Here is a 26,531-nt window from a genome sequence, read left to right as displayed (position 1 = left end):
CTTACAGAAGGTCAAAACGGTCGGCGTTCATCACCTTCGTCCAGGCGGCGACGAAGTCACGCACGAATTTCTCCCTGCTGTCATCCTGCGCGTACACTTCTGCATAGGCGCGCAGGATGGAGTTAGAACCGATCACGAGGTCAACGCGGGTCGCCGTATACTTGGTCGCGCCAGTCTTGCGGTCACGAATCTCATAGAGATTGTTGCCGGTCGGAACCCAGGAATAGGCCATGTCCGTCAGCGTCGTGAAGAAGTCCGTCGTCAGCGCGCCGGGCTTGTCGGTGAACACACCATGGGCCGCACCGGCGTAATTGGCGCCGATGACGCGCAGGCCGCCGATGAGCACGGTCAGTTCCGGCGCGGTCAGGCCCAGAAGCTGTGCGCGATCAAGCAGCAGTTCCTCAGGGCTGACGACATAGTCCTTCTTGACCCAGTTGCGGAAACCATCCGCCAGCGGTTCCAGCGGGGCAAAGCTGTCGGCATCCGTCTGCTCGGCGGAAGCATCGCCACGGCCGGCCGAGAAAGGCACGGCAATGTCGAAGCCGGCCGCTCTCGCCGCCTGTTCCACACCGTAATTGCCGGCCAGAACGATCACATCCGCGATGCTCGCGCCGGTTTCACGGGCAATCGGCTCCAGAACCGAAAGCACATGCGAAAGACGGGCGGGCTCATTGCCTTCCCAGTCCTTTTGCGGTGCAAGGCGAATGCGTGCGCCATTGGCGCCGCCGCGTTTGTCAGAACCGCGGAAGGTGCGGGCGCTGTCCCAGGCGGTCGAAACTAGATCGGCAACAGAAAGGCCCGACGCCGCGATCTTTGCCTTGACGGCAGCGACATCGTAGCTGGTGGAGCCTGCGGGGATGGGATCCTGCCAGATCAGGTCTTCCGCCGGAACGTCCGGACCGAAATAACGGGACTTCGGGCCCATGTCGCGATGCGTCAGCTTGAACCATGCACGGGCGAAAACCTTAGAGAAATGGTCCTGATCGTCCTTGAATTTCAGCGAAATCTCGCGGTAGATCGGATCGACCTTCAGGGCCATGTCGGCATCGGTCATCATGGGGATGGTGCGGATCGAGGCGTCCTCGACGTCCACGGGCTTGTCTTCCTCGGCGATGGTGATCGGCGCCCATTGCGATGCACCGGCGGGGCTGTGGGTCAACGTCCACTCATGCTTGAACAGCATGTCGAAGAAGCCGTTGTCCCACTTGGTCGGATGACTGGTCCAGGCGCCTTCAATGCCCGACACCACCGTGTCGCGACCGATACCGCGACCCTTGGTGTTCATCCAGCCAAGACCCTGGTATTCCGGGCCGGCGGCTTCCGGATCGGGACTGAGGTTGGCGGCGCTGCCATTGCCATGCGACTTGCCGATGGTGTGACCGCCGGCGGTCAGAGCCACGGTTTCCTCGTCATCCATGCCCATGCGGGCGAATGTTTCACGCATCTGTGCGGCGGTCGCCAGCGGATCGGACTTGCCGTTGACGCCTTCCGGGTTGACGTAGATGAGGCCCATCTGCACGGCGGCAAGCGGGTTTTCCAACGTCGCGGGCTTGGTCACGTCGCCGTAACGGCCGTCGCTCGGCGCCAGCCATTCCTTTTCGTCACCCCAATAGGTGTCCTTTTCCGGAGCCCAGATGTCTTCACGGCCGAAGGCGAAACCGAAGGTTTTCAGACCTGCGACGTCATAGGCAATAGTGCCGGCGAGCGCGATCAGGTCTGCCCAGGAAATCTTGTTGCCGTATTTCTTCTTGATCGGCCACAGCAGGCGGCGGCCCTTGTCGGTGTTGACGTTATCCGGCCAGGAATTGAGCGGGGCAAAACGCTGGTTGCCGGTGTTGGCGCCGCCGCGACCGTCAGTCACGCGGTAGGAGCCCGCCGCATGCCAGGTAACACGCGCCATCATGCCGACATAGCTGCCCCAGTCGGCCGGCCACCAGTCCTGGCTGTCGGTCATCAGCGCGCGCAGATCGGCCTTCAGCGCCTCAACGTCGAGCGTCTTCAGGGCTTCGCGATAGTTAAAGGAGGTGCCGAGCGGATTGGTCTTGGTGTCGTGCTGGTGCAGGATGTCGAGGTTCAGCGCGTTCGGCCACCATTCGGTCACCGATCTACCCGAGGCCGTGTTGCCTCCATGCATGACAGGACACTTGCCAGCCGGTTTTGAAGTTGCGTCCATTTCGCCCTCCGATGGGTTTGACAATTAAACCAATAATCAATTCGACATGTGCAGCGTGGAAGCCAGAGCCAGCAGTTGGTCATGGGAAACCGTGCAGCGACGCTGGTAACCTCTCACAGCTACAGCCTCTTTCTGTCATGAAAATGACTAGCAGCCGGGTTCCATAATTTCCAATTGTATATTCTAAAGGCTGCGATATGCTGAGCTTATGATTGCGCTCTCCATGAAACATCTCCGTTATTTCGATGCGCTGGCCAAGATCGGCCATTTCGGCCGGGCGGCAGAGGCTTGCGCGATTTCCCAACCGGCGCTGTCGCTGCAGATCCGGGAGCTGGAAGAACTGATCGGCGCACCGCTCGTTGAACGGAGCAGCCGCCAGATCCGGCTGACGGCGCTTGGTGAGGAATTCGCCGAACGCACCCGCTCGATCTTGCGTTCGGTGGATGAGTTGCAGGATCTGGCGCGGGCGCGGCATGGGCCGCTCAGCGGGCGCCTGCGCATCGGCGTCATTCCCACCGTCGCACCCTATCTTTTACCACAGATTATCAAGACACTCACGCGGCATTATCCCGGACTGGAGGCCCGCCCGCGCGAGGCGGTGACGCAGAAACTCATCGACGACCTTCTGGAAGCCCGGCTGGACATGGCGATCGTCGCCCTGCCCGTCTCGGAGCCGGCACTGGAGGAAGTTCCACTGTTTTCGGAGGAATTCATCCTTGTGCGGCCGATGGAGGACGCGGGCATGCCGGTGCCGAGCGCCGACAAGCTGGGCGAAATGCGCCTGCTGTTACTGGAAGAAGGCCATTGTTTCCGCAACCAGGCGCTTTCCTTCTGCAGCACGACCAATGCGCCGCCGCGCGTGCTGATGGAAGGCTCCTCGCTCTCCACCCTTGTGCAGATGGTCGGTGCCGGCATCGGGGTCACGCTCATTCCGCAGATGGCGGTCGACATGGAGACACGGCAATCCACGGTCTCTGTGTTTCGGCTGGCGGAGCCTCGTCCTTCCCGCACCATCGGCATCGTGTGGCGCAAGAGCAATCCGCTCTCGGCGCAGTTTGCCCATATTGCGGAGATCGTCCGCGAATGCGGCCTCCGGAGGCTGGCGGCCGCCGCCTGAAGAAATCCGCCACCCTTGTAGCTGGGCCTAGAGCTTTACGCCGCTCTGACGCTTCTTTTTGCCCTTCGGGCGAAAATCGACCAACAGCGATTTCAGCTCGATATCGCGAACGCGCCTTGCCGCCTCGTCCGGGCGCACCCATTCCAGCAGGCGTTCACCGCGTTCCTTGAAACTGGTTTCCGCCTCAGTCACCTCTATCTGGAACACATCGACCATGCAGGGAACGACATCGCCATTGTCGAGCATCTTGAGATAGGTGTAGCGGCCGACGGCATTCTTTTTCACCCGGCCGCGCACGCCCGCCTCCTCCCACGCCTCGATTGCCGCCGCCTCGTGCGGCTTCTTTCGTTTCATCGGCCAGCCGCGCGGAATGATCCAGCGCCCGCTGGTACGGGAGGTGACAAGGAGGATTTCGACCTCCTCGCCATTGCCGGCATAACGGAAGCAGAGCGCGGCATATTGCTGCCGGAAAGCGCCAGTGAAGAGCTTTTCCGGAACCGCAGCAAGCTGCTGTAGCAATGTCAGCGCACGAGCCGGGCGGGTTTTCCGGCTTTTCTTGGTGGGTTTCATATCCGTTGATAGTGCTGATTTTCCGGGTTGCATCAATGCCCCACGTACATTTATGACAGTTTTATGACAATCACCCCCCACAACTAATATAGCGCCATTGAGGGCCAATTCGCATGATGAGTATTTTTCGCAAGCTGATGCCGCGCGAGGACCGTTTCTTCGAGATGTTCAGCAAACATTCCGAAACCGTTATCAAAGCGGCCGAGGCCCTTGACCAACTTTTGAGCGGCATCGACGTCGAGAAGAACTGCGACCTCATCGTCGCTCTGGAACACCAGGCGGATGACATCACCCGCGATGTGCTGCTTGCGGTCAGACGCAGCTTCATCACGCCATTCGATCGTGGCGACATCAAGGATCTCATCCAGTCGATGGATGACGCCATCGACATGATGCACAAGACGGTCAAGACCATCCGTCTTTTCGAGCAAACGGAATTCGATCCGCTGATGAAGGAAATGGGTCATGAGATCGTGCGCGCAGCCGGCCTCATCGCAGAAGCCATTCCGCTTCTCAACAAGGTCGGCACGAATGCGCATCGCCTGTCGTCCATCGCCGAAGAGGTGACCCGCGTTGAAGGCCGCTCCGACGAACTTCACGATCTGGGTCTCAAGGACCTCTTCCGCCGCCACGGCGCAAGCGGCAATGCCATGGCCTATATAATCGGCAGCGAGATATACGGCGAACTCGAAAAGGTCGTCGACCGCTTCGAGGATGTGGCCAACGAGATCAGCGGCATCGTGATCGAGAACGTCTGATGGATGTCGCACTTGCCTTGCCGCTGCTTGTCGGCCTCATCGCCATTGCGCTGTTCTTCGATTTCCTGAACGGCCTGCACGACGCCGCCAATTCCATCGCCACCATCGTTTCCACGCGCGTACTGCGCCCGCAATATGCGGTAGCCTGGGCGGCCTTCTTCAACTTTATCGCCTTCCTGTTTTTTGGCCTGCATGTGGCCGAAACGCTCGGCACCGGCATCATCGACCCGGCCATCGTGTCGCCGCAGGTGATCTTCGCGGCGCTGATCGGCGCCATCGTCTGGAACATCGTCACCTGGATTTTCGGCATTCCCTCCAGCTCGTCGCACGCCCTGATCGGCGGGCTCGTCGGTGCGGGATTTGCCAAGGTGGGGTTCAATTCCATCGTCTGGTCGGGCCTGCTGAAGACTGTGGGCGCCATTTTTATGTCGCCTGCCATCGGCTTCTTCCTCGCGCTGCTTCTGGTGCTGACTGTCTCCTGGCTGTTCGTGCGGCAGACGCCCTTTGCCGTGGATCGCACCTTCCGCGTCATGCAGTTCATCTCCGCCTCGCTTTATTCGCTGGGACACGGCGGCAACGACGCGCAGAAGACCATGGGCATCATTGCCGTGCTGCTCTTCAGCCAGGGCCATCTCGGCGAAAGCTTCTACGTGCCCTTCTGGGTGGTGATTTCCTGCCAGTCGGCCATGGCGCTTGGTACGCTGTTCGGCGGCTGGCGCATCGTTCATACGATGGGATCGAAAATCACCCGGCTGAACCCGATGCAGGGTTTCTGCGCCGAAACCGGCGGCGCGCTGACGCTGTTCGGTGCGACATGGCTCGGCATTCCGGTCTCCACCACCCACACGATCACCGGCGCCATCGTCGGCGTCGGCGCGGCCCGCCGTGTCTCGGCGGTGCGCTGGGGCCTTGCCGGCAATATCGTCATCGCCTGGATCGTGACCATGCCGGCGGCTGCGCTGATCTCCGCTGCGGTTTACGGGCTGACCTCGCTGTTCTGATAGCTGCATTACTGCCGCTACGGGCCGCTTCTCCCGGAACAAACGCCGCCCTTGGCTGTTGTTCCGGGAGATCAACGTGGATCGCGGACATGGCACGGCAGGTTTTTTGGAAGGGTTATTTGAAGCTGTCGCTGGTGACGGCTTCCGTCTCGCTGACGCCCGCAACGACCGAAAGCAACAAATACAGTTTCCATATCCTCAATCGCAAAACCGGCAATCGGGTCGAAAGCCGGTATGTCGACAGCGTCACCCATAGGCCGGTCGCCGGGAAAAACCAGGTGAAGGGTTTTCCACGCTCCGAGGACGATTACGTTCTGCTGGAGGATGACGAAATCGATGCGGTGGCGCTGGAAAGCACCCGCACCATCGATATCAAGACCTTCGTGCCGAAGGGGTCTATCGACTGGATCTGGTACGACCGTCCGCATTTCCTGCGCCCGGAAGACAAGATCGGCACCGAAGCCTTCAGCGTCATCCGCGAAGCCATGAAGGTGAACGATGTTTTCGGCATTGCGCGTCTGGTGATCTATCGCCGCGAGAGGGCTGTGCTCCTCGAACCTTCAGGCAAGGGCATCATTCTCTGGACGCTGCATTACGGTGAGGAAGTGCGCGAGAGCATCGACGCCTTGGAGCCGAAGATGAAAATCGACCGGCCGCTGCTGGACGCCATGGAAAAACGCATCGGCAAACAGGTGACGGGTTGGAAGCCGGCTTTGGTGCAGGACCCCATTCAGAAAAAGATCAAATCCCTGCTTAAGTCCAAGGGCGAGGAGGTCTCCTCCTCGAAAAAGAAAACCGGCACGAAGGCACGCAGCGGCGGCAATGTCATCAACATCATGGATGCCCTTAAGAAAAGCCTTGCTTCCGACAAGAGAAGCTGAGGCTCGATGCCTTCAGCGGGCCTTTTTCGGAAGCGGCTCGGCAGCAGTAAAAAAGCCGTCCCACGGGTCTTTCTTCAAAGCGGAAAGGCGTGCGCCGATATTGCTGACGGTGAAATGGGCCGGGCCGATCTCAGCCGTCAGCTCCGACCATTCGAGCGGCGCTGAAATGGCCGCCCCCGGCCGGGCGCGCGTCGAATAGGCCGCAACCGCCGTATTGCCCCGGCCATTGCGCAGATAATCGATGAAGATGCGGCCCTGCCGTTTCGCCTTGGTGGCGACGGAGAGATATTTCTCCGGTTCGGCCTTCGACATATCCGCCGCCATCGCTTTCGCGAAGGCCTTGACCGGGCCCCAGCCCGCCTGCGGCTTCAACGGTGCGACGACATGCAACCCTTTGCCGCCCGACGTCTTGACGAAAGCGGCAAGACCCGCCTCTTCGAAACGTCGCTTCAGTTCGTGCGCCGCCTCGATCACCGCGTCCCAGGCCACATCCTCGCCAGGGTCGATATCCATGGTGATCATATCAGGCTTTTCCCAGTTGGCGGTGCTTGCCCCCCAGGGGTGGATTTCAAGCGCAGCGGACTGCACGAGCGCCATCAGGCCATCGAAATCGGTGATGCGGATCAGCGGTTCGCCGCCCCTGTCCTTGGGATCTTTGATCTGCTCGATTGCCTTGTTGATGCCGCGCCAGGCGTGTTTCTGGAAAAAACGCTGGCCCTCTATGCCCTCCGGACAACGCAGCAGCGCAAGCGGCCGGTTGACCACGAAGGGCGCCATGTGCCGCCAGACCTGCGCATAATAGTCGGCCAGTCCCTCCTTCGTCACGCCATCGTCCGGCCAGTAGAGCCGGTCGGGGTGAGTGAACTTGATCTTCGACTGCGGCGCATTGCTATCCGACACGGCCTTCTCCTCGCGTTCGATCTCCCCAGCCGGCTTGTCTTCCCGTAGACCCCGGAAGGAGGCGTGACGAAGATTGCCATCTCCCGACCATGCGCGGAACTCCACTTCCGCCACCAGTTCGGGCTCCACGAAATGAAGATCGCGGCGGGCAAGCGCGGTGAGCTTGTCACCGAAGGGGCTGTCCTTGCGTTCCAGCGGCTTCAGACGAGAAAATATCATCTCCGCCACGTCGCCCGTGTAACCCGTCCCGACACGGCCGACATGACGCAGCTTGCCTTTTTCATAGACACCGAGTGCCAGCGAACCGATGGCTTGGTCCGATGTCAAGGAGACGGTATAACCGCCGATGACGAATTCCTGTCGCATCGAGCATTTGGATTTTACCCAATCGCCCTTGCGGCCCGAAACATATTTGCTGTTCCTGACCTTGGAAATGACGCCTTCGAGGCTCAGCCGGCAGGCATGGTCGAGGACAAGCGCGCCACTTTCTTCGAAATGCTGACTGTAGCGGAGATGGGGATCGCCTGCCGGCAACAGCTTTTCCAGCAGCGCCTTTCGCTCGCTCAATGCCGCAGCGCGCAGATCGCTGCCATCGAGATAAAGAAGGTCGAAGGCATAGAATAGGAAGCGGTCGCTGTGCCCTTCGCTTAGATCCTTCTGCAAGGCGGAGAAATCGGAGGCGCCGTTATCGCCTTCAACGACGATTTCGCCATCGATCAACGCCGTTTCTGCCGGTAGCGCCGTCAGCGCGGATGCTACGGCATCACCGAATTTTTCCGTCCAGTCGAGCCCGCTGCGGGTCAGCAGCTGTAGCTTGCCCTGATCGACACGCGCCTGCAGACGGTAACCGTCGAATTTGATTTCATGCAGCCAGCGATCTCCGCTCGGCGGTTTAGGCTTCAGGGTGGCGAGTGCCGGCGGCACGAAAGATGGCATAGCCAGTTTGCGTGCACCTTTGGGCAGCACATGCGCCTGTTTCTTGCCCGACGTCGAAGCGGCGGCCTTTTTCGATACCGGCTTGGAATTCCAGGTATCCTTCGGTTTGGCTGCGACTTCCTCGACACTGCGCCCGGTTTTTACGGATTCCGGCCGTTCTTCGAGAATATCCGCGCCACCCTTATGCCTCGCCTCCTCGTCATCGCCCTTGATCAGCAGCCAGTTCTCCCGGTTTTCTCCGGGCTTTCCGTGCATGCGCACCAGATGCCAGCGGCCTTTCAGCTTCTCGCCCTCCAGTTCGAACTCCAGATGGCCTTTGCGATAACCCGTCCGAGCGTCCCCGACCGGCTGCCAGATACCGCGATCCCAGACGATCACCGTGCCGCCGCCATATTGTCCTTTCGGGATGACTCCCTCGAAATCGCCATAGCTGAGCGGGTGGTCTTCCACATGTACGGCAAGGCGCTTGTCCTCGGGATTAAGGCTTGGGCCACGCGTCACCGCCCAGCTTTTCAGCACGCCGTCCATTTCCAGCCGAAAATCATAATGCAGTCGGCGGGCATCGTGCTTCTGGATAACGAAGCTCGACCCTTGCTTTTCGGCCTTCGTGCCTTTGGGCTCCGGTGTCTTGTCGAAACTGCGCTTGGCGTTGTAGGTCTGCAATCCCATGGATCAGCTCGCTTTCCGCGGCGCCTTGCGGCCTGTTGCCGTTGCTCTTTTCTTGCTGTCCTTTTCGGCCCCGGCGCTGCGACGCAGGGCCTCCTTGAGATCGATGATATTGTCTTCCTTGCGTGGCGGCTGTTTCTCGATTTCCCGGCCCTCGATCTTGGCTTTCACAAGTTCTGCCAGCGCATCGTTGTAACGGTCGCTATAGTCGGCGGGATCGAAGGTACCTGCGCGCTTTTCGATGATGTGCCCGGCGAGCTCGAGCATTTCTTCATCGAACTCGATGTCAGGGATCGACTTGAAGACGGATGTCTGCGAACGGACCTCGTAGCTGAAATTCAGCGTCGTCGCGACGAGAGCCTTACCGCACGGACGGATTAGCAGGACACGGTTGCGGCGGAAAAGCACCGCTTCGCCGAGAGCTGCGACGTTCTCGTCGTCCATGGCTTTCGCCAGAAGCGTCAACGCCTCTTCGCCACCCTCACCGCTTGGCGCGAGATAATAAGACTTGTCGAAATAAAGCTTGTCGATCTCGTCACAGGGCAGAAAGTGACTGATGCGGATAACCTTATCGCTTTCCGGCATCAGCTTTGCGATCTCGTCTCCCTCAATGACGATATGGTCGCCATTGTCGAGTTCGTACCCCTTGACCTGATCTTCGCGAAGAACCGCCTCGCCGGTATCGCTATCGACATATTGCCGCTCGACGCGGTGGCCGGTCTTGCGGTTGACGATATTAAAGGAGATTTTCTCCGCCGAGGTCAGTGCGGAATAAAGACCGACTTCGCAGTTGAAATCGGCAAAGGTCAGCTTGCCTCTCCAGCTCGCTCTCCGTTTCATGTCCGTCGTCCCTCGTCATCGCTGTGGGAGGACGTTTCTCCGCGTCGGCCGCTGGCCAGAATGCGCTCGACGGCGGGCACGTCCGCCTCCGCCAGAACCGGTACCGGGTCTGACGCCATGGCTTCAAGCATCTCCGGCGACAGCCCGCCATTGCGGATGACCCATTCCATCGCCTCGCGGGTTTGCCGCTCGGCTTTCAACTGCGCATAAAGCGCCAGTATCAGCCGGTCGCGGACATCCAAGCTCTTCAAATTCCTTTCTGAAGGGTCTGCCTGCCGTTTCATCTGGAAATCCTCATAGGCTCGTCCGGCATTGGCGGGCATCGCCTCAGGCAATGCCCCTGCCGCCAGTCACACCATAAACCTCGCCATTGATGAAGCTCGCATCCTGCGACGCCAGCAGCACATAAACGGGCGCCAGTTCCACCGGTTGTCCCGGACGGCCGAAATCGCTGTCCTTGCCGAAATTCTTCACCTTCTCGTCCGGCTGGCCGCCGCTTGGCTGAAGCACCGTCCAGAACGGGCCGGGAGCAACGGAATTGGCGCGCACACCTTTTTCGATAAGCTGTTTGGCCAGCGCTTTTGTGTAGGCGACGATACCGGCTTTGGTGGTGGCGTAATCCAGCAGGATTGCGGAGGGCTCATATGCCTGGATCGAGGCGGTCGTGATCACCGACGACCCCGGCTTGAGATAGGGAACAGCGGCCTGGGAAATCCAATGAAGCGCATAAAGATTGGTCTTCATGGTGCGGTCGAAGTCGGCTGTCGACAATTCCTCTATGTCGTCGCGATACTGCTGTCTTGCGGCATTGATGACCAGAATATCCAGCCCGTTGAGATCGCCTGCTGCTTTCTCAACCAGTTCACGGCACCACGCCTCATCGGTAATATCGCCGGGCAGCGCGACGGCTGTTCGACCTTCCGCCTCAATGAGCGCCACAACTTCCTCGGCGTCGGGTTCTTCTTCCGGCAGGTAGGAGATCGCCACATCCGCGCCCTCCCGCGCAAAGGCGATAGCGACCGCGCGGCCGATGCCTGAATCGCCACCGGTGATCAGCGCCTTGCGCCCTGCAAGCCTGCCGGCGCCGCGATAGGTCTTCTCACCATGGTCCGGGAAAGGCGTCATATTTGTCACCAAACCCGGCATCTCCTGCGTCGGGGTCGAAAAGGGCGGGCGCGGATACTGGCTGCGTGGATCCTGAGGCTCGAGGCGGTCTGTCATCGCGATCTCTCCCATCGATAGAAGTTTATCAGGGACGCGTTCATGACAGGGGTCAAACAACTCCTGTCGGGTTGCTCGCGGATACCGCTCAGGCAGCCGCAGCATGGACGCGCCATACGCAACCCTAACGATCTGCCCTCGCTCTCGTTCCAAAGAATATGGGAAGGCGTGGTGACGACGTCCTCGCCGTCACCGTTTCTATCAAACAGGATGTTTCTTCCGCGTGTTGGGTCTGACGACCTGCGCGGGAGCGACATCCGGTTTGCCGAAGAGATAACCCTGCGCCTGCGCGCAGCCCTCATCCACCACCATGCGGTATTGCGCATCCGTTTCAATCCCCTCTGCTGTCACCGGCAGATCGAGGCTGCGGCCAAGCCCGATTACCGCGCGCACGATGGCGCGGGCATTGTCATCGTCGCTCATGGCGGCAATGAAGCTTCGGTCGATCTTGATCTTGTCGAAGGGGAAGCTCTGCAGGTTGCTGAGCGAGGAGTAACCGGTGCCGAAATCATCCATGACGATGGCAACGCCGAGCGCCTTTAACTGGTTGAGGATAATCAGCGTCGCCTTACGATCCTTCAGAAGTGCTGCCTCGGTGATTTCCAGCTCCAGCCGGTTCGGCGAAAGCCCGGTCTGCATCAGGGCGGTGCAGACGACATGGCCGAGATTGGCCAACGAGAATTGCAACGGCGAGACATTCACCGCGACCTTCAGATGCGGCGCCCAACCGGCCGCCTGGCGGCAGGCCTCGCGCAGCACCCATTCGCCGAGCGAGATGATGATGCCGCTCTCCTCGGCAATCGGAATGAAGACATCCGGCGGCACTACGCCGCGCGTCGGGTGCTGCCAGCGCACCAGCGCCTCGTAACCGACCACCTGGCCGCATTCGACCGAAAGGACCGGCTGATAATTCAGCAGCAACTCGTTGCGATTAATAGCGAGGCGCAAATCCGTCTCGAGCTGGCGGCGTTCGCGCGCTTCCTGGTCCATCAGGGGGTCATAGAAGGCCAATATGCCGCGCCCGCCCATCTTGGCGCGGTAAAGCGCTAGATCGGCGGCATGCATGATGCTTTCGTGATCCTTCCCGTCCCGCGGAAAGACGGCGATGCCGATGCTGACGCCAACGGAAGTCGGATCGTTGGCGACATTCATCTTCAGCGCGAACATGCCAAGGATCGTCTCTGCCAGCAAACGGGCCTCTTCCGCCCTGGTTTGCCGTGCGGTCAGAATGACAAATTCATCGCCGCCGAGGCGAGCGACCACATCGCCTGCCCTTGCACATTCATCGAGAATAGCGGCGACCTTTTTCAAAACACGGTCCCCTTCGGCATGGCCGAATATGTCGTTGACCGCCTTGAAGCGGTCGAGATCGAGCGCCAGAAGCGCGAATTGGTCCTCCTCGTCGCAGAGCTCGATCTGCTGGTGAAGACGGGTCTGGAACATGGTGCGGTTGGAAAGGCCTGTCAGGACGTCGTGGCGGGCGAGATATTCGATCTCCCGCTGCGCTTCGCGCTTTTCCGTCAGGTCGCGAATGGCCATCACCTCGCAAGGATGGCCGCGAAATTCGATCGTGCGCACACTAAGCTCGAATATTTGCGCCTGGCCGGCGCGCTCGCGAACCGCCTCCACAGGTGCGTGGCGCGGCAGATAGGCGGGCTGTCCGTCGATGGCCTTGAAAAGATCGTCGGGATTTTGTCCGAGCAGCGACGCTTCCTCCCGGCCCAGAAGGCCGGCAAAGCGGGTGTTAAGCTCCACGATCCGCCCATCGCGCACGACGGCGAGACCATCGAGCGTCGCATCCACAAGACCCTTGAGATCGACAAGGTAACGATCCACAAGAGCAGCAGCGGCAGTGGTGGACAGGATCAGGAAGGTGACGCCGGAAATGGCGCAGATCATGATCAGCCGGGCGACATTGTCGGGATCAGGCCCGGATACGGATGGATCCGGCGAAAGCACCGTGGCCGACATGGCCGTGAAATGTAGTGCGCAGATCGCGAAGATCGCCGATCCGGCCGGCGCGGCGATGCGCTGCCAGGAGCCGAGGCGACGGAAAAGGAAAAACGCCAGAAGAAACGACACCCAGGCGACCGCAAAACCACCCACCACCGCGCTCCACCGGTAGCTGATCGTGGCGGCGACATCCATTCCGGCCATTCCGACGAAATGCATGACGGCGACCGACAAGGTGATGAGCGTGCCGACGATCACCGGGCTGTGCGCGGCCTGCGAGCGTGTAATGAGCGCAAACCAGAAACCGAAAACGGCCAGAACCGCAGAAAGAGCCGTGAAGGCGAAATCATAACCGATCGGGACCGCACCCTTGTAGGCCAGCATGGCGACGAAATGCGTCGCCCAGACGCTCAGTCCCCCGGCAATGGCCGCAACCAGCACCCAGTAGGGTTTACGGCCAGCCGGACTTTCTTCCGCGCGCAACAAAAGATGAAAAAAAGCAAACATGCCAAGAAGGCAGATAACAGCCGCGAGAAGCACGACCGCGTGGTCGTGCTGTATGGCAACGCATTCCAGAACCGTGAACATGACGCACTCTCCCAGCCTCTGAAGAACCGCTCAGGATGGCACTATGGGAATGGTTTATTTATAAATCTCTAATGCAACCATTGATAATTGTTTCAATATTTTTTCGCGCACGAAAAAGAAAGCGGGCCGGCGCGCCAGGCTGTCACGCTTATGGCAAACCGACCCGGGAAAATCATCGACCGAAACTTTATTTCCAGCTTCGGTAATCTGCCGCGGCACATCCGAAAGGCGCCGCGCCATCGGCGAAACGCTCCTGCAACCGGGCGCAACCCCATTCGTTAAGCGCCGCCGGCAGCATGTTGTTGATGTCCATTCCGGGCGAGTTGAACTGCGAGGGAGCGCTTGTGACATACCACAGCCAGTAACCGAACACCGCGACGACGATGACGGCGACGATCGCAGCGAAAATACCCAGTCTGCGCAGCAGGCCCGGTCCCTTCTTCATCGCCGCGGCCTGGGCCGTTGCAGCCTCCTGCGCCTCACTGGCGAGCATCGGGGCAATTGATGCAAGGGCTTCCGCCCTTTCCTGCTCGGTCAGGTCGATCCGCTCCAGCCGGTCGTCGAGCAGAACCGGCAAGGCGCTGTCGCCATGCAGGACCGCCAGCGCCACATCCTGTTTTCCGGTGTGACCAATGACAACGGGAATGCGGCCCCGCTCCAGATGCGCAAAAGATTGCCGCTTGGTTTTATCGTCCCTCACCGTATCGGCATAGGTGACGAAGAGACGGCTGCGTTTTTCGGCAACCGCCGTCAGCGCCACCGGAATGACGGACAAAGGCTCAGGCTTGCGCAGTTGCAGACGAACCCGCAGGATCCGCAGAAGCGTGAACAGCATCGCGAGACTGCCGAAACCGAGAAGAACAACGAACACGCCGAGCGTGATGATGCGGTTCCAGAGCATGTCGAGGCCCAGCGAAATCGTTGCGAGTTCCGGGTTCTTCGCGGAGATGACCAGTCCGGTTTCATAATCGCCGGAATGGAAATCGACGAACATGACCTCGACATCTTTCTTGTAGCTTACGCCCGCATGGTCATAGGAAAGATCGGCCTTGCAGGTCGTGAAGATCGCCTTGCGCGTCTTGCAGCTGCCGCTGATATCGCCGTTTTCAATCTCCAGCGGATCTTTGCTGATCTGATAGTCGCGCAATATGCCCGGGCCTTCGGCGACAAGCATGACGACCGTGATGGCCAGAAGCACCGGAATGGAAAAATAATAGGCTGCAGGAGCCGAAATGACGCCGCGTTTGAGGCTCAGCGGCCGCGACGGAAGTTTTATCTGTGCAAGGTTCATTGTCGTCAACGCATTCTTCGGGAGGTGGGTGAGCGGAGTTCGCGACTCTCGCCCGACGGAAGGAACAGTTGCGGGACGGTCTAAACCGATGAAGTCCTTGAGAAAACCCCCTGAAATTGTGGGATGAGGGCGGCAATCGCCTATTGCCGCTTTGCTTTGTGAACGCAAAGCGCCGGATGAACCTTGCGGCGGAAGCCTTCCGGGGCATGGGCCCAAAACCTCATAAAAACGGGCGGTAAAACCGCCCGTCACTTGTTGCAAAGGCTGTCGTTTGTCCTCAGTCCTTCGTTACGTTTTCAAGCCGCGTCGTCTGGCTCGGATGCCCCACATAATCCTTCACACGCGCATTCAGCACGATCGGCTCGAACCTCTCAAACATCGGCAGCACTGCCGGTTTCTGGGCGACGAACATCTCCTGCATCTGCGTGTAGATTTCCCCGCGCTTCTTGGCATCGGGTTCCAGCGACGCCTTTGCCGTGAGCGCCGTCAGTTCCGGAATGTCCCAGGCCGAGCGCCAGACAAAATTACCGGCATTGTTGGCGGCCAGCGAATTATCGGGGTTGGACGAAAACTGCTCCATCGAGCCCAGAACATTCGGCATATAGGCGCCGGTCTGTGGAATGAGCAGATCGAAGTCCCGCGCGCGGTGAGCGGCAATAACCTCCGAACCATTCCCCTGCTGGATGTTGACCTTGATGCCGATCTGGCTGAGTGAGGCCTGGATGGCGGTGGCGAGATCGATGCGCGGCGTCTGCGCAATCGTTTTCAGAGTGAGCGTGAAGCCGTTCTCATAACCGGCCTCCTTGAGGAGAGCCTTCGCCTTCTCCACATCGAGCTTCCAGTCAGGGCTCGCAATGGCGTATTCGAAGTTTTGCGGCACCGGCACCGTGCGCGCCTTGCCATAAGGACCCATGATGGTCTTTTCCATGCCCTTGTAGTCAATGCCATAGGCAATCGCTTCGCGGACCTTTGGGTTGGACAAAGGCTCCTTGCCGGCATTCATGGACAGGACGTAAAAGCCGCCCGTCGGCACGCGCTGGATCTGGAAACCCTCCTTGTTGTTGAAGGTTGCAAGGTCGGCAGCCGTCAGCGCACTGGCGATGTCGATATCGCCGCGCTCCAGCATCAGGCGCTCAACCTGGCTTTCCGGCACATGCCGCACGATGACGCGGCGCATTTTCGGGCTACCGACCACGTAGTTCTTGTTGGCCTCGAGAATGATGATCTCATTGGGCGACCAGCGATTGAGCGTAAAGGGACCGGAACCGGCGGAATTGGTTCTCAGCCAGCCATTGCCCCAGTCGCCATTGCTTTCATGCGACTTGAGTTCCTTGCTGTCGACGACGCTGGCGATGACCATGGCCAGACGATAGAGGAGCAGTTCGGAGGTCGTCTCGCCGGAAAGATCGAGGCGAACCGTCTTTTCATCGGGTGCGCTGACCAGCTTGTCGATATTATCGGCGTTATAACCCACGCGCTTCAGATTGGCGGCTGCGGCCTGGTTCATCTTCAGCAGGCGAGTGAGCGAATAGACGACGTCGGCCGAGGTTACGGGATTGCCCGAAGCGAAATTGGCCTCGCGCAGATGAAAGGTGATGCCCTTGTCATCCGTCTCCCAACGCTCGGCAAGCTGCGGGGAAACCTTGCCTGAACCATCGACGGAAATCAGACGGTCATAGAGATTGGCCATGATTTCATTGGCCTTTGCCTCCGTCGCCTGGTGCGGATCAAGAGACAGGACCTGCGCCAGCGACGTTCCAATGACCAGCTGGTCGTTGGGGGTTTTGGCCGCGACGGGCGATCCCTGCACGAGCATTGCGCCCAGAACGGTGGTGAATGCGAGACGGATTAGTGTTCTTTTCATACCTGCTCCTCCTACAGATCGGTAATTCATGTTCAGGAAAAGGCCGCGACGCCGGGTGCGTCGCGAGCCGGAATGGTCAAAGATGTTTGTTATCAAGCGCTTCGATCAGGGCAGCGATGTAGCCGTAACAGAAGGCGAAAGCCACGCCGACGGGATCGCGCCCGGCAATCGTCGGTACGTGGTCCGGCATGATCATGTAGCGATAACCGAGCTCATGGTAAAGTTTCAGCGACCGCACCATGTCCATGTCGCCCTCATCGGGGAATGTCTCCATGAAGGAGAGCTTGCCGCCACTGATGTTGCGAAAATGGACGTTGAAAATCTTGTCGCGACTACCGAACCAGCGAATGATGTCGTCGATCTCCTCGCGCGGATTATCGAGCATCTCGCCGATCGACCCCTGGCAGAAATTCAGGCCATGATAGGGGCTCTCGTGCATCTGCACGAATTTCTTCAGCCCCTCGACCGTGCCGAGAACGCGGGTCACCCCCTTGTACCCCGGCGGGGTATAAGGATCATGCGGATGGCAGGCGAGACGCACCTTGTTGCTTTCAGCCACCGGCACCACGCGCTCGAGGAAATAGTCGATGCGTTCCCAGTTTTCGTTCTCTGAAAGAACGCCGGCGAGGCCCGGCGCGGCATCATGGTCCGCCTTGTCCCAACGCCAGGCTTCATTGAGCGAACCGCCACGTCCGCGCTCCATTTCCGTGCGTGGAATGCCGATAAGGTTGAGATTGTATTTCGCGGCAGGGATTCCTGCCCTGGCGATATTTTCGATCATCGTGCAGACGGCATCGATCTGCCGGTCGCGATCCGGCCCGGCAAGCAGGATATCGGGATAGGACGCCTCTTCGATGGGCCGCGATGGCAGGGGTAATTGCACCATGTCGAGAACGAGGCCAAAGCTTTCGACCTTGTCACGATGGCGCTCGAAGTCCTCGAAAGTCCAGCTCGCGGGCTTTCCGGGCGGATCCGCGTTGATATTTTTGACGCCAAGCTGCGCCCAAACCTTGAAATCCTCATCATCGCGCGCAGCAACCTGGGTGCCGACATACATCGATTCTCTCCTCTCTCCATGCAAGTCATCATATGACATCGCATGAAATAAGATGAGTGTCGAGATGCTATTGCGCTTCCGACAGCAACCTGTATCGACGCTGGCTGGCAAGCATATGTTCGCGCATGGCTTTTCGCGCCGCATCCGGGTCTTGTTCGACGATGGCGCGCAGGATTGCCTCGTGCTCGGCCTGCACTTTGCGAAGATAATTCGCATCACCGGTTTCCGGCAGCGTCGGGAATTGCCCACGCGGTATCGAGCGCGAGCCGAACTGACGCAGAGCCTCCAGATAAAAGCGGTTGTTGGTGGCGATCGCGATGGCCGAATGGAACTCATAATCGGCATCGACGGTGGTTTCACCCGCATCGATGGCGCGAGCCATTTTCCGGTGCGCCGCAGAGATTGCGGCCTCCTGCTGGGCGGTGCGGCGATAGGCGGCGATTGCCGCCGCCTCCCCTTCGGTCGCAAGCCTGAACTCCAACATTTCCAGCGTTTCCGCGATGGTGCCGACTTCGGTTTGCGTCAGCTTCACGCCGGCCCACTCACTGGCGTTGCTGACAAAAACCCCCTTGCCCTGGATGGGAACGACATAGCCGGCAGAACGCAAATCCGCGATCGCCTCGCGAACCACGGTGCGGCTCACGCCATAGCTGCGCTCAAGCTCCGGTTCGGTGGGAAGCTGATCCCCATTCTTCAGTTTTCCACTGCGAATTTCTGCGCTGAGATTATCGATGATCTGTTGCGCCCGCCTCTCCCGCGGCCTCGCCTTGTCGCCCATCATGCCACTCTTCCCTCTTGCAGAATACGAATCCCTTCGTTACTCATATGATGACATGACCGCACATCATATGTTTTCATGTTAACTCAGGGAGGAGTTGGGATGAAGTACCATCGAGAGTTTTTGCAAAGGAGAATTGCGCGTCTGCGGCGAGCAGCGTGCAACACCCTGGCCGCTGACGGCTTTTTTACGGGGAAGTGCGACCAGCAATGACGGAGATCTCACTGCGCGGGCTTGGACATCGTTTCCTGCAACTGATCGTCAGCCTCTTCATCCTGCTGTGCATCACCTTCATCATCGGCCGGGTCATGCCGACCGATCCGGTTGGTGCCATCGTCGGTGAACTTGCCGACCCCAAGGCCTACGAGGCCATGCGGGCGCGGCTGGGGCTCGACCTGCCGCTTTACCAGCAATTTTTCATCTACCTGCGCGGACTGCTGCATGGCGATTTCGGCATTGCTATCCTCACCGGCAACCCCGTTACCCGCGATCTGGCGCAGGCCTTTCCCGCCACCTTCGAACTTGCCACGCTGGCGATCATCATCTCGACGGTCATCGGCGTCCCACTGGGTCTTGCCGCTGCGCTCTTCCGCGACACCTTCATCGACAAGTTCGCGCGCGTTTTCGCGCTTGTGGGGCATTCGATACCGGTCTTCTGGTTTGGCATCGTCGGGCTGGTGATCTTTTACGCGAACCTCAACCTTGTCGCCGGGCCCGGCCGGGTCGACGTCTTCTACGAAGGCATTGTCGAGCCGAAGACGGGGTTGATGCTTGTCGACAGCCTGCTTGCGGGCGAGACGGAAATCTTCTGGAACGCGCTTGGGCATATCATCCTGCCGGCCATCATCCTCGCCTATATGGCCATGGCCTACATCACCCGCATGACGAGGGCATTCACCCTTGAACAGCTCAGCCAGGACTATGTCATCGCAGCGCGAGCGAAGGGCGTCAGCCCGGCACGCACCATAACCCGGCATGTACTGCCCAACATCGCCGTGCAGCTCATCACCGTTCTGGCTATCTCCTACGGCAACCTGCTGGAAGGCGCGGTGGTGACCGAGATCGTTTTTTCCTGGCCCGGCATCGGCCAGTACATGACGAATGCGCTGCTCATCGGCGATATGAATGCGATCCTCGCCGCCACAATCGTCATCGGCTTCATATTCATGTTGCTCAACTTCCTTGCCGATCTGGCCTACACCACGCTTGATCCCCGTACACGGGAGGCTGCACGATGACTGATATCGCGCATAACAATACCGTTGATCGCCCCGGCGCCCTGTCGCGTCTCTCGACCACCACCATGCTGACGCTTCGTAAGCTCGCAGACGAACCGCTTGGCATGTTCGGCTTCGCCATTCTGGCCATTCTGGTCGTGGTCGCCATTTTCGCGCCACTCATTGCACCCTACGATCCTGCGCGCCAGGCGCTCGAAAACGCGCTCCAGCCTCCCAGCTGGGTGCATCTGGCCGGAACCGACGAATTCGGTCGCGACATTTTCAGCCGGCTCGTCTACGGCACGCGCATCACCATCCAGACGGTGCTGTCGGTCTCGGTCATCGTCGGTCCGATCGGCCTTGCCATCGGCGTCATGGCCGGCTTCTTCGGCGGGCGCACCGACGCGATCCTGATGCGTGCCACGGATATTGTGCTGTCCTTCCCGTCCCTCGTACTGGCACTTGCTTTTGCGGCCGCCATGGGCGCCGGTCTCGGCACGGCAATCATTGCGATCTCGCTCACCGCATGGCCGCCGATTGCGCGTCTTGCCCGCGCGGAAGCGCTTGTGGTGCGCAATACCGACTATGTCGCCGCCGCCCGTCTCTATGGGGCCTCGCCGATGCGCATCCTGTTTTTGTACATTGCGCCGATGTGCATTCCCTCGGTCATCGTTCGCCTGACATTGAATATGGCGGGCATCATCCTGACCGCCGCTTCACTCGGCTTCCTTGGCCTGGGAGCCCAGCCGCCGCTTCCGGAATGGGGCGCGATGATCTCCAGCGGCCGCAAATTCATGCTCGATTACTGGTGGGTCGCCGTCATGCCCGGCATCGCCATCCTGCTGACGAGCCTTGCCTTCAACATCGCCGGCGATACGCTGCGCGACCTTCTGGATCCGCGTCATGCCCGTTCCTGATAGCTCCCCCATCCTTTCGGTCCGCGACCTCAATGTCCGTTTTGGCCGCAACACCATTCCTGCCGTGTCCAACGTCAATTTCGATGTCGGGCGAGAAAGGGTCGGTATCGTCGGTGAATCCGGCTCCGGCAAATCCACCACCGGCCGGGCCGCCATGCGGCTTTTGCCGAAAAGCGCAACGGTGACGGCAGAGAGAATGGATTTTCTCGGCGAACCGCTGCTTTCAAAATCCGAGCGGCAAATGGGCGCGATCCGCGGCAGCGAGATGGCGCTGATCATGCAGGACCCGCGTTATTCGCTCAACCCGGTGCTGCCCATCGGCAAACAGGTGGCGGAAGCCGCCGAACTGCATCTGGCGCTGACCGGAAAGGCGGCGAGAGATGCAGCCTGTGACATGTTGCTGCGTGTGCGCATCAACGATCCTGATCGTGTCATGGCGCTTTATCCGCACCAGATATCGGGCGGCATGGGCCAGCGTGTGATGATCGCCATGATGCTGCTCGCCAAGCCGAAACTCGTCATTGCCGATGAGCCGACCTCGGCCCTCGATGTCAGTGTGCGCAAGGATGTGCTCTTGCTGCTGGACGAGATGGTGCGCGAGAATAATTCCGGACTTATCCTTATCAGCCATGACATCCGCATGGTCGCGGCCTTCTGCGAGCGCGTGCTGGTCATGTATGGCGGGCGCGTGGTGGAAACGCTGACGAAGCTGGAAGATGCGCAACATCCCTATACGCGGGGCCTGATCGCGGCCATGCCCGATCCCCGCAATCCGGTGCGGCGTCTCAAGGTGCTGGATCGTCAGGCAATCGATGCGGAGGTGATGGGATGATCACGGTAGACAAGCTCGACGTCGTCTACGGCGTAAAGGAAAAGAGCAATCACGTCGTGCGCGGCGTCAGCCTCACGGTCAACAAGGGGGAAACCCTTGGCATCGTCGGCGAAAGCGGCTGCGGCAAGTCCACCTTGTTGCGCTCGCTGGCTGGGCTGGAGGCCGGCTGGACCGGTTCCATCAGCTTTAATGGCAAACCGGTCGGCAAGACCCGCAGTCGCGACGAACTGAAACTGGCCCAGATGGTGTTTCAGGATCCTTATGGTTCGCTGCACCCGCGCCACCGCATCGGCCGGGCTCTCGCCGAACCGGTCCGCGCCATGGGCCTTGGCGACGGCTGGTCGAAGGTTCCGGCCGCCCTGCAGCAGGTGGGTCTGCCCGCACATTTCGCCGAGCGTTTCCCGCATGAACTTTCCGGCGGCCAGCGCCAGCGCGTGGCGATCGCCCGCGCGCTGATCCTAGAACCGCCGATCCTGCTGCTCGACGAGCCGACATCCGCGCTCGACGTCTCCATTCAGGCGGAAATCCTGAACCTGCTTGCCGACCAGCGCGAAGAACGCGACCTGACCTTTGTTCTCGTCAGCCACGATCTCGCGGTGATCGCCCATATGTGCGACCGCGTTCTGGTGATGCAGAACGGCGTGTTTGTCGATGAGTTGACCAAGGCCGATCTTGAAGCGGGTATTACCCATTCGACCTATTCAGGCGAGCTGTTCGAAAGCAGCTTTCTTTGAAATGACCGGTCGCGATGACGGCAACGCCCGAAGCTCGGTCGGGCTTGCCCGGACATGTCCGGCGTCTGCGGCTCCTAACCGCCGCAGATGCCAAAGTCAGTTCAGCCGATTGCCGTTCTCGTCCGAGAACAGATGAATTCCGTCCAGAGCCGGTGAAATTCTTATCTCCTCGCCGACCGCCTGGGCTATACGTTCGCGAAAGACGCCGAGCACCCGCGAACCACCAAGCGTCATGGTGACCTGCGTTTCCGATCCCAGCGGTTCGACGAGCAGGATCTCGGCCGGCACGCCGGAAGGATCGAGCGCGAAGTGCTCCGGGCGGATGCCATAAGTGGCCCCTCTTCCCACAAGAGCTGCGGTAGCGGCCGGCAGCGGCAGGACCACACCGCCGGTTTCAAAACCGGCTTGCGATATCACGCCAGGCAGGAAATTCATGGAGGGTGAACCGATGAAGCCGGCAACGAACTGGTTTGCCGGACGGTCGTAAAGTTCAAGCGGCGTGCCGACCTGTTCGACCCGGCCGCCATTCAGGACCACGACCCTGTCCGCCATCGTCATTGCCTCCACCTGGTCATGCGTCACATAGATCGTGGTGGTTTTGAGCTTCTGGTGAAGCGCCTTGATTTCGCCGCGCATGACGACGCGCAGTTTCGCATCGAGATTGGACAGGGGTTCGTCGAACAGGAACACCTGCGGATTGCGAACGATAGCCCGGCCCATGGCAACACGCTGGCGCTGGCCGCCTGAAAGCTGGCGCGGATAACGGTCGAGCAGCTGTGTGAGGCCGAGAATATCCGCTGCCCAATTCACCTTTTCGGCGATTTCCTGCTTGCTCGATCCCCGATGCTCCAGCGAAAAACCCATATTGCTGGCGACCGTCATATGCGGATAAAGAGCATATGATTGGAACACCATGGCGATATCGCGGTCCTTCGGGTCGAGATCGTTGACGATCCGCTCGCCGATCCTGAGTTCACCACCCGTGATCGTTTCAAGACCGGCGACCATCCGCAGCAGGGTCGACTTGCCGCAGCCGGAGGGGCCGACAAGGACGACAAATTCGCCATCCTCGATGTCGAGATCGACGCCGTGAATGGTTTTTACCGCGCCATAGCTTTTGCGGATGTCGGACAGGGAAACATTAGCCATCGATTAAATCCGGTTCTTCAGCCCTTGAGGCCGGTATGGGCGAGGCCTTCGACGAACTGCTTCTGGGCAATCACGAAGACGATGAGCACGGGCAGCGCCGTCAGCGTCGCTGCGGCAAGCTGGATATTCCACATCGGTCCGCCATAGGCGTCGGTATATTGTGTCAGCGCCTGCGGCAGCGTGAACATCTCGGCGCTGGAGAGAAAGACGATCGGTTCGAGGAACAGGTTCCAGGAGTGCAGGAAGGTGAAGATCGCGACCGAGGCCAGCGCCGGTTTGGCGAGCGGCAGTGCGATCTTGCGAAAAATCTTGAAGCGCCCGAGACCATCGACGCGCGCCGCCTCTTCGAGCTCTCCCGGCAGCGTCACGAAAAACTGCCGCATGACGAAGGTGGCAAAGACACTGGGCGCGCCGAAGATCGGCACGAGGATGAGCGGCCAGTGTGTATTGACCATACCCGCCTTCAGAAACATCTGAAACAGCGGCACGATTGTCACCTCCGACGGGATGAGCAGGCCAAGCAGCACGATCATGAAGATGGCGTTGGCGCCCGGAAACCGGATCCGCGCAAAAGCATATCCCGCCATGGAGGAAATAATCATGGTTCCCACTGTCACCACAGCGGCAATATAGGCGGAATTCCAATATTGCCGCACGAAAGGCTGCAGCTCGAAGACCTTCGAATAGGTCGTCCAGTCATAGCTCTGCGGGATGAGCTGAGGCGGGAAGGCGAAGATGTCGCTGATGGGCTTGATGGACGAGGTCACCATCCACCAGGTCGGAAAGACGAAGGGGATCAGCAGCACGCACAACAGTCCGTAGAGCGCCATCTGCATACGGGGGGAAAGGTCAGCTTTCATAAAAGACGATCCTCTTGCGCATCTGCCATTGGGCGAAGGTCAATACCGCGACGATCAGGAACAGCAGGATGGAAAGCGTCGAGCCATAACCGAAGAAATGGAACTGGAAGGCCTGCTGGTAGAGGTAATAGACCAGCACCGTGGTCGAGAGACCCGGACCGCCCTGGGTCAGGACAGCGATCTGGGCAAAGACCTGCAGCGAGCCGACGATGGTGATGATCGAGGTCAACAGGATTGTCGGGCTGATCAGCGGCAGGGTAATGCGACGAAATTGCTTGAAGGCGGGCGCACCATCGATGCGGGCCGCCTCATAGAGTTCCTTCGGCACGCCCTGAAGGGCCGCCAGAAACAGGATCATGTTGAGACCGACATTCTTGAAGACCTGCACGACGATGACGGAAATCATCGCGGTCGTTTCCTCACGCAGCCAGTTGGGACCTTCGATGCCGACCATCAGCAACATGCCGTTGATGCCGCCGTTCTTCTGCAGCAGGAAACCCCAGACGATCGTCCAGGCAACCAGCGATACGACGACCGGCGAGAAAAACAGTGTTCTGAAGATGGCGATGCCGGCCAGTTTCTGGTTCAGCAATACGGCCAGAAGCAGCGCCAGCGACAGGTTGAACACGACTAGACCGGCCGAGAAGATCGCGGTCGCGCCCAGCACCTCACGAAGATTGCCGTCCTCCATCAACATCGAGTAGTTCTGGGCGCCCGTATAGGTGAAGGTGTTGGCCAGCACATTCCATTCATGCAGCGAATACCAGAACACCAGCCCGAGCGGGATCAGCACGAAAATGATGATGCCGATCAGTTGCGGGGCGATGAACAGGAAGCCTGCAAGGCTGTCGCGCCGCGCGATTGTCCAGAACGCCGACACCGGGCGATCTGGACGACGGGTAACTTCCTGCGCGACAGCCATCTTTTTCTCCTCAGCGCTTCAGGAGCGGCCCGATCTGGCCGCAGATTTTTTGAAGCGCACCGGCGACGTCGGCCTGCGGCCGCCAGACGGCGTCGAGGTTTGAACGCACCATCTGCTGGATCTGGGCAAAACCGGTGTGGCCGGGCATGACCTTGCCGGTCGCGATGCCTGATATGACAACCTTTTCGATCTGTTCCTGGCTGAGCAACGGATTGGTCTTTATCAACACCTCCGCATTCAACAGCGACTTGCGCGCTGATGGGAAGAACTGGCTGAGCTTGGCGGAATTTTCCGGATTGGTCATGTAAGCGACGAATTCGGCTGCAGTCTGCGCATTCTTGCCGGACTGCATGACGCCGATACCGGCTTGTCCGATCAGCGCGTATTCGCCGGCCGGCCCCTTCGGAAGAGGCACGAGATCCCAGCCAAAAGGCTTGTCTTTCGGCAGAAGCGAGGCGCGGCTGATCTGGGTAATGGTCATCGCCGCATTGCCGGCGAAGAAATCGACTGTCTCGCCGGGGCCGGGCATGGCCTTTTTGCTGAAGATGGCGTCGTGGATGAATGAGACGGCATCCGCCATCGGCTTTTCCGCCATGGTGCAGGTTGCGCCGTCAGCGCTCCAGGGGGAAGCACCCCAACCATTCCAGACCGAGGTGAGATATTGCCAGCTCTGGTAATTGAAATCGCGGACGACAAGCCCGCCCTTGCCGGTCTTGGCAACGGCAGAGGCCGTGGCGATGGCGTTTTCCCAGGTCCATTCGCCGGCAGCGATCATGTCGGCAGGGGTTTTGGCGCCGGCGGATTTTATGAGATCGTTGTTGACGAAGACGGCGAAGGGTGACGTCGAGAACGGATAGGCGTAAAGCGTACCGTCCTGCGACCAGCGTTCCGTGGCCCCGGCGCTGACTTCCTCAAGATTATAGCCTGGCGCGGCCTTCAGCGTGTCGGTGAGCGGGTAGAGCGCGCCGGACTTGACGAAGTCATAGGCCGACGTCTCGAAAATCCAGGCCATGTCAGGTGCATTGCCGCCCGCGATCTGGGTGGTGAGTGCTGTCGTGTAGGTATCGAAAGGCAGGGACTCATAGGTCACGCTGACATTTGGATGATCCTTTTTAAAACCCGCTGCGATATCGTTGAAGAGCTTCAGATGCGCCTCATTGGCGCTCCAGATCGTCATGCGCAGATTGACTGCATCCTGCGCCTTGGCAGCACCGCCAAGCGTAAACGAGCCGATAAGCGCAAGCGCACAGGCCGTGGATTTCAGTTTAAAATGATTGTTCATTCCCGGTCCTCCTCCAAGATGGGT

At 59.7% G+C, this 26,531-nt stretch carries 23 protein-coding genes; 8 read left to right on the top strand and 15 right to left on the bottom strand.

What is annotated here, in order from left to right; genetic code table 11:
* Position 1 precedes the first annotated feature (1 nt).
* Entirely contained in the window at positions 2-2,173 is a 2,172-nt protein-coding gene (gene katG / locus PL597_RS20075) for a catalase/peroxidase HPI (RefSeq protein ID WP_149148166.1), read from the bottom strand.
* A 208-nt stretch (positions 2,174-2,381) separates the two neighbouring features.
* Between katG and PL597_RS20070 the strand changes: the two genes are divergently transcribed.
* Positions 2,382-3,290: a hydrogen peroxide-inducible genes activator gene (locus PL597_RS20070; protein WP_149148167.1), complete on the top strand. Its 909-nt coding sequence runs from the start codon at positions 2,382-2,384 to the stop codon at positions 3,288-3,290.
* A gap of 27 nt (positions 3,291-3,317) precedes the next feature.
* Here PL597_RS20070 and PL597_RS20065 read toward each other — a convergent pair whose 3' ends face one another.
* Positions 3,318-3,860, bottom strand: a complete 543-nt coding sequence (locus PL597_RS20065) for an NUDIX hydrolase (RefSeq protein ID WP_077983440.1) — start codon at positions 3,858-3,860, stop codon at positions 3,318-3,320.
* A gap of 113 nt (positions 3,861-3,973) precedes the next feature.
* On the opposite strand from PL597_RS20065, the gene PL597_RS20060 reads away from it, so the two are divergent.
* From PL597_RS20060 to ku (PL597_RS20050), 3 genes are all read left to right on the top strand, one after another.
* Positions 3,974-4,618 (top strand): DUF47 domain-containing protein, encoded by a 645-nt coding sequence (locus tag PL597_RS20060; RefSeq protein ID WP_149148168.1) that lies wholly within the window; start codon positions 3,974-3,976, stop codon positions 4,616-4,618.
* The gene (locus PL597_RS20055) at positions 4,618-5,619 is read left to right on the top strand and encodes an inorganic phosphate transporter (RefSeq protein ID WP_077983442.1); all 1,002 of its coding nucleotides are present in this window, start codon (positions 4,618-4,620) and stop codon (positions 5,617-5,619) included. The genes PL597_RS20060 and PL597_RS20055 overlap by 1 nt, the downstream gene beginning before the upstream one ends.
* 89 nt (positions 5,620-5,708) lie before the next feature.
* Entirely contained in the window at positions 5,709-6,500 is a 792-nt protein-coding gene (ku, locus tag PL597_RS20050) for a non-homologous end joining protein Ku (RefSeq protein ID WP_149148169.1), read from the top strand.
* Positions 6,501-6,512: 12 nt separating this feature from the next.
* On the opposite strand, the gene ligD is transcribed toward ku (PL597_RS20050), so the two are convergent.
* From ligD to PL597_RS20005, 9 genes are all read right to left on the bottom strand, one after another.
* Entirely contained in the window at positions 6,513-9,005 is a 2,493-nt protein-coding gene (gene ligD, locus PL597_RS20045) for a DNA ligase D (RefSeq protein ID WP_149148170.1), read from the bottom strand.
* A 3-nt stretch (positions 9,006-9,008) separates the two neighbouring features.
* On the bottom strand, positions 9,009-9,842 hold the full coding sequence (gene ku / locus PL597_RS20040) for a non-homologous end joining protein Ku (RefSeq protein WP_149148171.1): 834 nt from the start codon (positions 9,840-9,842) through the stop codon (positions 9,009-9,011).
* Entirely contained in the window at positions 9,839-10,126 is a 288-nt protein-coding gene (locus PL597_RS20035) for a hypothetical protein (RefSeq protein ID WP_080796398.1), read from the bottom strand. Before PL597_RS20035 ends, ku (PL597_RS20040) begins: the two co-directional genes overlap by 4 nt.
* Positions 10,127-10,169: 43 nt before the next feature.
* Complete coding sequence (locus PL597_RS20030; RefSeq protein WP_149148172.1) at positions 10,170-11,063, bottom strand: SDR family oxidoreductase; 894 nt, start codon at positions 11,061-11,063, stop codon at positions 10,170-10,172.
* A 201-nt stretch (positions 11,064-11,264) separates the two neighbouring features.
* Positions 11,265-13,604, bottom strand: a complete 2,340-nt coding sequence (locus PL597_RS20025) for a bifunctional diguanylate cyclase/phosphodiesterase (protein WP_149148173.1) — start codon at positions 13,602-13,604, stop codon at positions 11,265-11,267.
* Between the two features lie 187 nt (positions 13,605-13,791).
* On the bottom strand, positions 13,792-14,895 hold the full coding sequence (locus PL597_RS20020) for a hypothetical protein (RefSeq protein WP_137411236.1): 1,104 nt from the start codon (positions 14,893-14,895) through the stop codon (positions 13,792-13,794).
* Between the two features lie 277 nt (positions 14,896-15,172).
* Positions 15,173-16,711 (bottom strand): ABC transporter substrate-binding protein, encoded by a 1,539-nt coding sequence (locus PL597_RS20015; protein WP_271366123.1) that lies wholly within the window; start codon positions 16,709-16,711, stop codon positions 15,173-15,175.
* A gap of 124 nt (positions 16,712-16,835) precedes the next feature.
* Entirely contained in the window at positions 16,836-17,816 is a 981-nt protein-coding gene (locus PL597_RS20010; protein WP_271366091.1) for a mannonate dehydratase, read from the bottom strand.
* A gap of 67 nt (positions 17,817-17,883) precedes the next feature.
* Entirely contained in the window at positions 17,884-18,597 is a 714-nt protein-coding gene (locus PL597_RS20005) for a FadR/GntR family transcriptional regulator (protein ID WP_271366090.1), read from the bottom strand.
* A gap of 206 nt (positions 18,598-18,803) precedes the next feature.
* Between PL597_RS20005 and PL597_RS20000 the strand changes: the two genes are divergently transcribed.
* The 4 genes from PL597_RS20000 to PL597_RS19985 all read left to right on the top strand — a co-directional run bounded on the left by PL597_RS20000 (position 18,804) and on the right by PL597_RS19985 (position 22,294).
* Positions 18,804-19,832: an ABC transporter permease gene (locus PL597_RS20000; RefSeq protein ID WP_077983451.1), complete on the top strand. Its 1,029-nt coding sequence runs from the start codon at positions 18,804-18,806 to the stop codon at positions 19,830-19,832.
* Between the two features lie 65 nt (positions 19,833-19,897).
* On the top strand, positions 19,898-20,728 hold the full coding sequence (locus tag PL597_RS19995) for an ABC transporter permease (RefSeq protein WP_416172498.1): 831 nt from the start codon (positions 19,898-19,900) through the stop codon (positions 20,726-20,728).
* Positions 20,715-21,560, top strand: a complete 846-nt coding sequence (locus PL597_RS19990; RefSeq protein WP_217003952.1) for an ABC transporter ATP-binding protein — start codon at positions 20,715-20,717, stop codon at positions 21,558-21,560. The genes PL597_RS19995 and PL597_RS19990 overlap by 14 nt, the downstream gene beginning before the upstream one ends.
* A complete protein-coding gene (locus tag PL597_RS19985; protein WP_217003953.1) occupies positions 21,557-22,294 on the top strand; it encodes an ABC transporter ATP-binding protein in 738 nt (245 codons plus the stop codon). The genes PL597_RS19990 and PL597_RS19985 overlap by 4 nt, the downstream gene beginning before the upstream one ends.
* Before the next feature lie 96 nt (positions 22,295-22,390).
* Here PL597_RS19985 and PL597_RS19980 read toward each other — a convergent pair whose 3' ends face one another.
* Genes PL597_RS19980 through PL597_RS19965 form a run of 4 tightly spaced genes read right to left on the bottom strand, consistent with a single transcriptional unit; the run spans position 22,391 to position 26,507 of the window.
* Positions 22,391-23,443: an ABC transporter ATP-binding protein gene (locus tag PL597_RS19980; protein ID WP_217003954.1), complete on the bottom strand. Its 1,053-nt coding sequence runs from the start codon at positions 23,441-23,443 to the stop codon at positions 22,391-22,393.
* A 17-nt stretch (positions 23,444-23,460) separates the two neighbouring features.
* Positions 23,461-24,303, bottom strand: a complete 843-nt coding sequence (locus PL597_RS19975; protein WP_271366087.1) for a carbohydrate ABC transporter permease — start codon at positions 24,301-24,303, stop codon at positions 23,461-23,463.
* Entirely contained in the window at positions 24,293-25,225 is a 933-nt protein-coding gene (locus PL597_RS19970) for a carbohydrate ABC transporter permease (RefSeq protein WP_137411214.1), read from the bottom strand. Before PL597_RS19970 ends, PL597_RS19975 begins: the two co-directional genes overlap by 11 nt.
* A 10-nt stretch (positions 25,226-25,235) precedes the next feature.
* Positions 25,236-26,507 (bottom strand): ABC transporter substrate-binding protein, encoded by a 1,272-nt coding sequence (locus PL597_RS19965; protein WP_271366085.1) that lies wholly within the window; start codon positions 26,505-26,507, stop codon positions 25,236-25,238.
* Positions 26,508-26,531: the final 24 nt, after the last annotated feature.

The organism is Agrobacterium sp. ST15.13.013 (assembly GCF_027956525.1).
In the GTDB taxonomy this organism is placed as follows: Bacteria; Pseudomonadota; Alphaproteobacteria; order Rhizobiales; family Rhizobiaceae; genus Agrobacterium; species Agrobacterium salinitolerans.
This window is presented reverse-complemented; position numbering and strand designations above follow the sequence as displayed.